The sequence below is a fragment of the Chitinophaga sp. genome, from assembly GCF_036566945.1.
In the GTDB taxonomy this organism is placed as follows: domain Bacteria; phylum Bacteroidota; class Bacteroidia; order Chitinophagales; family Chitinophagaceae; genus Chitinophaga.
Map to the genome: position 1 here is coordinate 1 of NZ_DATCVJ010000781.1, position 1,904 is coordinate 1,904.

The window sequence follows — 1,904 nt, forward strand, 5'->3', positions numbered from 1 at the left end:
GAAGCGCCGCCATTTGCTCTTCATAACGGATACCGGATATACCGTTTTTGATAGCATGGCTGAAAGCCGCTACCCCAACGCCATTCGGCGATACCACACCAAGACCTGTTATAACAACCCTGTTACTCATTGCTTTTATTAAGGATCATGCCTGCAATAATACCATCGCAGACTAACTTGCCGGCAGCATTGTGCAGCGCCACCCGGCATTTCAATTTATTAAACCGGAAATATATTTTCTCACCGGTTGCTGTTACTGTTTCCCCCGGGGAGACGGACAGGTAAAAGTCGATCTGTGTGGAAGTCATGGCTACGGCGGGGACCTGTTGCTGTATCTCTTCTCTCAACAAATAAATACCCAAACAGGCCAGTCCAATTTGTGCCATCACTTCTGTGAGGAGTACCCCGGGTGTAACCGGATGCCCCTTAAAATGACCCTGATAACAGGGCAGATCTGCTTTAAATGTATACGTACCCCTTACCCGGGCTTCATCAATATATTCCAGCGCATCCACAAACAGAAAGGGTGGCGCATATGGTAAATGTACCAGGATGTCTTCTTTCGTCATAAGCTAGTGAATATGCGTTCCTCCGTCTACGGGTATGATAGCCCCATTGATCCAGGCTGCTTCGTCTTTGCATAACAGGTATACCACATTCGCCACATCTTCCGGCGTAGTAAGGCGCTGAAAAGGATTCCGCTCCTTGCCATACGCCAGCAATTCGCTGCTGCCTGGAATTTTTTGCAGGGAAGCAGTATCCGTAATCCCCGCCCGGATACAATTGGCCCGGAGGCCCTGTGGTGCAAATTCCAGTGCCATACTTCGCGTAATTGTTTCCAATGCAGCCTTGGCAGCAGATACTGCCGCATAGTGCTGCATGGCCTTATAACTACCATCGCTGGTAAAAGAAAGGATACGTGCATCTGCTGCAAATAGTTGCCTGTGCAAGGTTTCCGCTGCCCATTCGTATAAACTGAGCGCCATATACTGGATCGACATCGTAAAATCCTCTGCTGATAGTGCGGGCAGTGCTTTGAGATTGCCCCGTGCAATGCTATGCAGGAGGCAACGGATACGCCCCTTCTCTCCCATCGCTGTCTGCAGTTGGGATAATACCTCCGCGCGCTTTTCAGGATTTAACAGGTCGATGTTAAAGGAAAGTACCTGTACACCGAGTGCTTTAATATCTCCCAAAGCCTGCTCAATGGCGGGCAACTCTACACGGGTATTACGATGTACGATGCAGATGTTCATACCATGCGCCGCCAGCTTACGTGCCGACGCCAGTCCTAAACCGCTGCTGCCCCCTAATATCAACGCCCAGTAAGTATCAAACTCTTTTACCATTGTAATAAAATTCGCTGTGCAGAAAAACCGGGACCGAAACTGAGCATCAGCCCTTTGTCACCTTTGGGAAGTTGTTTTTCCATAAATCGTTCCAGTACATATAACACCGTGGCGCTGGACATGTTGCCGTACAAACGTAATATTTCTTTGGTGTCGTCCAGCTTCTTGCCCATGTTGCGGAAAAGTTCCTCTACCAGGTTGATGATTTTTTTACCGCCGGGATGAAAAATGAGGTGATCTACTTCTGCAATGGTCATATTATTTTTAGCCAGAAATGGATGCACAATGTCTCCAAAGTGTGCTTCAATTTTTTCCGGTACTTCTATGTCTAACACCATTTTCAAGCCGGTGTTGGAAAGATGAAAACCCATGAGGTAGTCCGCATCATAGAAATGATACATTTCTTCCGCAATGATTTCCGGGCCGCTATCCTGTTCATGTGAAGATAAAATAACGCAGGCAGCGCCATCACCAAAAATGGCAGCGCTGACAATATTCGCCATGGAATAATCATCCAGCTGGAAGGTAGCCGTAGGCGATTCCACGGCAATCACC

At 48.0% G+C, this 1,904-nt stretch carries 3 protein-coding genes; all 3 read right to left on the reverse strand.

All coding sequences use genetic code 11. The features are described 5' to 3' along the window. Positions 1–122: 122 nt before the first annotated feature. Positions 123–569, reverse strand: a complete 447-nt coding sequence (locus VIP81_RS23530) for a 3-hydroxyacyl-ACP dehydratase FabZ family protein (protein WP_331967129.1) — start codon at positions 567–569, stop codon at positions 123–125. Positions 570–572: 3 nt separating this feature from the next. Further along, entirely contained in the window at positions 573–1,349 is a 777-nt protein-coding gene (locus tag VIP81_RS23535; protein ID WP_331967132.1) for an SDR family oxidoreductase, read from the reverse strand. Beyond that, positions 1,343–1,904 (reverse strand): type III polyketide synthase (locus VIP81_RS23540; protein ID WP_331967134.1); only part of this gene is annotated, 562 nt, incomplete at its 5' end. The genes VIP81_RS23540 and VIP81_RS23535, both read right to left, overlap by 7 nt.

Bases quoted from the DNA above. Each gene is read 5' to 3' on its own strand.
- VIP81_RS23530 (WP_331967129.1), bottom strand. From the start codon at position 569: ATGACGAAAGAAGACATCCTGGTACATTTACCATATGCGCCACCCTTT.
- VIP81_RS23535 (WP_331967132.1), bottom strand. From the start codon at position 1,349: ATGGTAAAAGAGTTTGATACTTACTGGGCGTTGATATTAGGGGGCAGC.